The organism is Bradyrhizobium sp. (assembly GCF_035701725.1).
Classification (GTDB): Bacteria; Pseudomonadota; Alphaproteobacteria; order Rhizobiales; family Xanthobacteraceae; genus Bradyrhizobium.
Window position 1 is genome coordinate 1 of record NZ_DASSRP010000246.1, and the last position, 6,535, is coordinate 6,535.

Annotated in this window: 7 protein-coding genes; 6 read left to right on the forward strand and 1 reads right to left on the reverse strand. The window is 62.3% G+C overall.

What is annotated here, in order from left to right; all coding sequences use genetic code 11:
- Positions 1 to 1,051, forward strand: a 1,051-nt coding sequence (locus VFL62_RS14385; protein WP_325173049.1) for a FumA C-terminus/TtdB family hydratase beta subunit, incomplete at its 5' end; no start/stop codon positions are given.
- Here the strand turns inward: VFL62_RS14385 and VFL62_RS14390 are convergent.
- Complete coding sequence (locus VFL62_RS14390) at positions 1,029 to 2,432, reverse strand: MFS transporter (protein ID WP_325173050.1); 1,404 nt, start codon at positions 2,430 to 2,432, stop codon at positions 1,029 to 1,031. The two genes, VFL62_RS14385 and VFL62_RS14390, sit on opposite strands and share 23 nt — an antisense overlap.
- A 173-nt stretch (positions 2,433 to 2,605) precedes the next feature.
- Here VFL62_RS14390 and VFL62_RS14395 point away from each other — a divergent pair, with 173 nt between their 5' ends.
- The 5 genes from VFL62_RS14395 to VFL62_RS14415 all read left to right on the forward strand — a co-directional run.
- Complete coding sequence (locus VFL62_RS14395) at positions 2,606 to 3,631, forward strand: amidohydrolase family protein (RefSeq protein WP_325173051.1); 1,026 nt, start codon at positions 2,606 to 2,608, stop codon at positions 3,629 to 3,631.
- A 33-nt stretch (positions 3,632 to 3,664) separates the two neighbouring features.
- Positions 3,665 to 4,108: a MaoC family dehydratase gene (locus VFL62_RS14400; protein ID WP_325173052.1), complete on the forward strand. Its 444-nt coding sequence runs from the start codon at positions 3,665 to 3,667 to the stop codon at positions 4,106 to 4,108.
- Positions 4,109 to 4,196: 88 nt separating this feature from the next.
- Complete coding sequence (locus VFL62_RS14405) at positions 4,197 to 4,481, forward strand: hypothetical protein (protein ID WP_325173053.1); 285 nt, start codon at positions 4,197 to 4,199, stop codon at positions 4,479 to 4,481.
- A gap of 87 nt (positions 4,482 to 4,568) precedes the next feature.
- A complete protein-coding gene (locus VFL62_RS14410) occupies positions 4,569 to 6,173 on the forward strand; it encodes a glycosyl hydrolase family 17 protein (RefSeq protein ID WP_325173054.1) in 1,605 nt (534 codons plus the stop codon).
- A gap of 116 nt (positions 6,174 to 6,289) precedes the next feature.
- Positions 6,290 to 6,535: transporter substrate-binding domain-containing protein (locus tag VFL62_RS14415; RefSeq protein ID WP_414644718.1), on the forward strand; the 246-nt coding region annotated here is incomplete at its 3' end.

Here is a 6,535-nt window from a genome sequence, read left to right on the forward strand (position 1 = left end):
CAAGAGCTTCCTGTTTCAGGCAACGCCCTCGGTGCTGACCAAGGACCGCCTGCTGGCGTTCCTGAAGGAGAAGATCCTGACGCTGGGCACCGCGGCGTGCCCGCCCTATCACCTCGCAATCGTGATCGGCGGCACCTCGGCCGAGCTCTGCATGAAGACGGTGAAGCTCGCCTCTGCGCGCTATCTCGACGCGCTGCCGACCCACGGCTCGGCGGACGGCAATGCCTTCCGTGATCTCGAGATGGAGCAGGAAATCCACAAGATGACGCAGTCGCTCGGGGTCGGCGCACAGTTCGGCGGCAAGTATTTCTGCCACGACGTCCGCGTCATCCGCATGCCGCGTCACGGCGCCTCGCTTCCCATCGGTCTCGGCGTGTCGTGCTCGGCCGACCGCCAGGTACTCGGCAAGATCACCAAGGACGGCGTCTATCTTGAGGAGCTTGAGCATAACCCGGCGCAATATTTGCCGCAGGTCGAACAGGCGCTCGGCGGCGATGTGATCAAGATCGATCTTGGCAAGCCGATGAAGGAAATCCTGGCGACGCTGTCGAAATATCCGGTGAAGACGCGGCTGTCGCTCACCGGCACCATGATCGTGGCCCGCGACTCCGCGCACGCCAAATTGCGCGAGCGGTTGGAGAAGGGCGAGCCGCTGCCGGACTACTTCAAGAACCATCCGATCTATTACGCCGGTCCTGCGAAAACGCCGGAAGGCTATGCGTCCGGCGCGTTCGGCCCGACGACTGCGGGACGAATGGATTCCTTTGTCGATCAGTTCCAGGCCGCCGGCGGTTCGATGGTGATGCTCGCCAAGGGCAATCGCGCGCCAGCCGTGCGCGAGGCCTGCAAGAAGCACGGCGGCTTCTATCTCGGCTCGATCGGCGGGGCGGCGGCGAACCTCGCCGAGCACTGCATCAAGAAGGTCGAGGTCGTCGAATATCCCGAGCTCGGCATGGAAGCGATCTGGCGCATCGAGGTGGTGGACTTCCCGGCCTTCATCATCATCGACGACAAGGGCAACGACTTCTTCAAGGAATTGAATCTGGGGTGAGGGGGATAACCCCTCTTGGGTCTGCGGGCTCTGTCGATTCTTGCCCTCGTGCCATGCGGCTCAGGGCGTAGGCGGCGAGACTGGCGCATAGCGCCGGCACTGCGGCCGCGACGAACACCGACTGGCTGCTCATTTGCCTCGCCAGCATGATCCCGCCGACCAGGGGGCCGACGATCGATCCGACCCGGCCAATGCCGAGTGCCCAGCCGACCCCGGTTGAACGGATCGCCGTCGGATAGAGTGTCGCCGACAGCGCGTTGGCGCCGCCTTGTCCGCCGACGACGCAGAAACCTGCGCAGAAGATTGCGATCGTCGTGAGCGCGATCGAGTGACTGGAAAAGCCGATCGCCGCAACGGCGATCGCGGCGATGGCATATGTAAGCGCGAGGGCGCGGAACGAGAAACGGTCGAGAAACTTTCCGAGCGCGAAGGTCCCGACGATACCGCCGACCTGCAACATCGATCCGATGACCGCGGCCACTGAGACGGAAGCACCGAGCTCGTTCAGCACGGTGGGGAGCCAGTTCGACAGCAGATGGAGGTCGAGCAGGCTCATGAAGAAGAGGGCCCACAAGAACAGGGTTGCCCATGCGCGGCCGCCGCTCAACAGGTGCATCACCGGAATTCCCGGCAGTTTGATCTCTTGCACGACGAAGCGTATGCCGGCCGGATGATGGATGGACGGGTTGATCCGTGTCAGCAGTTGAGCAACGCCGTCATTTGCATCGCCGCTCAGCGCGAGAAAGCGGACGGACTCGGGCAGCCACGCCGCCAGGAGCAAAACAAGAAGGAGCGGCACCGCGCCGCCAACCACGAAGACCGAGCGCCAACCGAAGGCGGGGATCAAGGCGGCGGCGAGCAATCCGCCGATTGCTGCGCCAACGACGAACCCGCAGAACATGGTCATGACCATGGTGGCCCTGCGGCGATGCGGTGAGAATTCCGATGTCAGGGCGACCGCGTTTGGCATCGCACCGCCAAGGCCAAGTCCGGTGAGAAATCGAATGATCATGAGGTTCGAGACGTCGCTGGCGAAGATTGTCGCGAGCGTGCCGAGGCCGAAGGCGATGGTGCAAACGATGATGATCCGCCTGCGTCCGATGCGGTTGGCGACAGGGCCTAGCAGCAACGCACCAATCATCAGGCCGAACAGGCCGGCACCAAACACCGGCCCGAGCGCTCCGCGCGCCAGCTTCCAATCCTGCGCGACGGCCGGTGCGACGTAGCCGATCGCCTGGGTGTCGAACCCGTCGATGAACAAGACGGCAGCGCATGTCAGCAGCAATTGGATCTGGAAACGACCGACCGGTTGGCTGTCGATGAAGCCGGCGATGTCGATCTCGCCACGCGCGTCGGACGTGGTGGCTGAATTCTCGGCCATCTCGTCCTCCCCGGACGCTTTATTTTTGTTAGGTTGGGTCTATGACTTGAAATCCCAAACCTTATAGTTTGAGACTTAAGTCACTTTTTCGTCCGTCGCAATCGCGTTCTCGCGGCGGAGACCGGTGTGGCCTCCAGCCTTCACCGCGGCTAAGAAAAACAGAGGAACCGCCGATGATGAGGATCGACGCCTACACGCATTTCATCCCGAAGCGCTTTTTCGATAAATTGACTGATGTCGCCGGCGACTACAAGGATATCGGCAAACGCGTCCGATCGATGCGGGCGCTCCACGACCTCGATTACCGAAAAAGCATTGTCGACGGCCACAAGGACTACGCGCAGATCCTTTCCTATCCGCAGCCGACGATCGAGAGCTTCGCGAAAAACCCGGCGCAGATCGACGAGCTGACCCGGTCGCTCAACGATGGGTTTGCCGAATTGTGTGCGAAGGAGAGCGATCATTTCCCCGGCTGGGTCGCGCAGATTTGCCTCGATGCCGCGGATGCCGGCGTCGCCGAGGCCGAACGCGCCATCAATCAGCTCGGCGCGCTCGGTGTGCAGATCTATACCAACGTCGCCGGCAAACCGATCGACCTGCCGCAATACCGGCCGTTCTGGAAGAAGATGGCAGAGCTCGGCAAGCCGATCTGGTTGCACCCGGCGCGGGGCGCCAATATGCCGGACTATCTGTCGGAGAAGAAGTCTCTGTACGAGATCTGGTGGACGTTCGGCTGGTCCTACGAGACCGCTGTCGCCATGTCGCGCCTGGTGTTTTCCAAGATCCTCGACGATCATCCCGATCTCAAGATCATCACCCACCACTTCGGCGGTATCGTTCCCATGCTCGAGGGACGTATTGGTCCGGGCTGGGACGTACTGGGCGAGCGCACGTCGGATGAGGACTACGTTTCACTGCGCAAAAGCCTCAAGAAGCGTCCGCTCGATTATTTCAAGCAGAATTTCTACACCGACACTGCCGTGTTCGGTGGCGTTGCGGCCACCAAATGCGGCCTCGAGTTCTTTCCGCATAACAAGGTGCTGTTCGCCTCCGACTGCCCATTCGATCCCGAGGGAGGAGCGATGTATCCGCGCGTGACGCTCGAGATCTTCGAGAAGCTCGACCTCTCAAAGGTCGATCGCGAGATGATCTATTACAAGAATCTTGAAGCGATTACCGGTCGCAAGTTGGTCCGGTGAGAACGTTGGCGGGCATCTCAACGAGGTAATTTCATGGTCGAATGGTTCGATGATCTCAAGATCGGCATGCGCTTCAAAAGCGAGAGCAAGACGGTCTCGAAGGAAGAGATCCTGCGCTTTGCCGGCGAATTCGATCCGCAGCCGTTTCACCTCGACGACGAGGCGGCCAAGCACACCATCCTCAACGGGCTCGCGGCTTCCGGCTGGCATACCGCGGCGATTGCGATGCGGCTCGCGATATCGGCAAAACCCTTCGGGGCGCATCCGCTGTTCGGCGCCGGCGTCGACGAGTTGCGCTGGATGTTGCCGGTGCGGCCGGGCGATACGATCCATCTCGAAGGCGAGGTCGTCGATCTCGTTCCGTCGAGGTCCAAGCCGATCGGCGTTGCCCGTGTCAAATGGACCGCCTACAACCAGAACGGGGAGGCGGTCTATACCTTCAATCCGATCGCGATCGTGCCGCGCCGCCCGGCGTGATTTACGATCGCCCAAGCCAGCGCGTTCCATCTTCCGGCCTTTTTCCCGGTCGTGCTAGGATTCCCTGCGAATCAGGAATCCCTCAGACATGAGTGCAGACAGCGACAGTCGGATCGCGTGGCATAGGGTGCAGCTCAAGAAGAACCGCGAGGCGCTGAAGGCGCTGGAAACCGCGCGGTTCACGACCGGCGAGATCGCCGGCCGGCGGCGCGGCTCGCAGTCGATCGACGAGCTGAAAGCCAAGATCGCGGAGTCCGAGCGCTGCATCGCCCTGCACGACCGGGGTAGCCGGCGGCCGATGGCGACCGACTTCCGCAGCCTTGCCGGGGTGAACTGGAGCGCCTGGAATACCCGCGCCGGCGGCGATCGCTAGTATGGCGACATATTGATGTAGCGCAACGCCAGCGCCTGCGGACTTCTGGATAGGTAGTCGGTCGAGGATCCTCATCCGGGGTGAGGCTTGGCCACTGTTCGCGCACCATTGGCGCTTCTTCTTCTGTCGCTGGCTGCGATCGCTGCGGTGTGGTGGTGGCTGGCCATGCCGGTCACCCTGCCGCATGTGCCGATCGATCCGAACGCCAGGTTGCAGTGCATATCATACGCCCCTTTCCGCATCCGCCAAACGCAACTGTCGCCGACGACGCGGGTGTCGCGGGAACAAATTTCGGAAGATCTCGGCCAGCTTGCCAGAATATCTGACTGCATCCGCACCTACGCGACGGATCAGGGGCTCGATCAGATTGCGGAGGTCGCGGCTGAGGTCGGGCTGAAGGTGATCCAGGGCATTGCGCTCGACAAGGACCGGCGGAAGAACCTGACGCAGATATCGACGGCCATCCGCCTCGCCAACCAGTTTCTGCAAACCATCGCCGCGCTGGTGGTCGGCAGCGAAGTGCTGTTGCGTGCGGATATGGCCGCGGACGAACTCGCGGCCACGATCCGCGCGGTCAAGGCCAAGGTCGCCGTCCCCGTCACCTATGCCGATAGTTGGGACTTGTGGCTGCGCAACCGCGAACTTGGCGAGGCCGTCGATTTCGTCACCATTCATGTCCTGCCATATTGGGACGATGTGCCGGTCCGGGCGGAGCTCGCCGCCGCTCACGTCGACGCTATTCGCCGGCAGGTGGTGGCCGCATTTCCAGGCAAGGAAGTCCTGATCGGAGAAACCGGATGGCCGAGCGAGGGACGGATGCGCGAGGCGGCGCTGCCTTCGCGCGTGAACCAGGCCCGCGTGGTCTCTGACATCCTCGCTCTTGCCCGACGCGAGAATTTCCGCGTCAACCTGTTCGAGGCCTTTGATGAAAGGTGGAAACAGCGGATCGAGGGCACCGTCGGCGGACATTGGGGACTGTTCGGCTCCTGGGCCCGCACGCTGAAATATCCGCCCGGCCTTCCCATCAGCAATTTCCCGCTCTGGAAGCTGCAAATGGGTAGCGGAATGGCGCTGGCGATCCTGGTATTCGGCACGGCATGGCTGACCGCGCGCCGCAAGGCACGGCAGCCGCGGCCGGTCTCATGGCTTGCGGTTGGAATATCGGCCACCACGGCCGGAATCCTGTTGGGAGTCGCCGCTCAAAAGATGTTTTATGAAAGCTATGGAGCGGTTGGCTGGCTTTTATCGGGCGCGCTTCTGCTATCGGCAAGCGCCTCGCCGCTATTTGCCGCCAATGCGCTGATGTCCGCCCGCGCGCCAGCCACATCGGTGGAATTGTTCGACCCGGGGGACTACCGGGCGTCGTCGTTGCTGGCGAACATGCACGGCGTGGTCCTGCTGGTGACGGTCGTGATCGGGACGGAGACCGCGCTCGGGCTGGTGTTTGACCCGCGCAACAAGGATTTTCCCTTTGCGGCTCTCACCATGGCGGCGGTGCCTTTTGCGGCCATGGCGCTGCTCAATCGCGCCGGGAAGGGAGGCCGCCCGATGGCGGAAGCGTTGTTTGCCGGCACGTTCCTGTTCGCCGCGGTCTATATCGCCTTTCACGAAGGCGCCGCCAACTGGCAGGCGCTGTGGACCTGCGCCGCCTACCTGCTGCTTGCGCTGACGCTGTGGCGGGCGCGTGCGTGAGGTGGCGCTTGACCCCGCCGGTTTGACGGCTTGCAAAATACGCGAATTTCGCGAACCATTGCCGCGACATTGAAGCAGGCCGATGGAGTGATCCCGTGCGCAAGTGCCTTTTCACGATGTTAAATCTGGCGGCGCTTGTCTCGGGCCTTGGCGCCGCGGGCGCCGAAGAACTCACCGGCACGCTCGCCAAGGTCAGGGACCAGGGATACATCACCATCGGACACCGCGAGGCCTCGGTGCCGTTCTCCTATGTCGACGACAAGCAGCAGCCGATCGGCTTTGCCATGGATATCTGCGGCAAGATCGTCGAGGCCGTGAAGCGCGAGTTGAAGCTCGACAAGCTCGAGGTGAGATATGTGCTG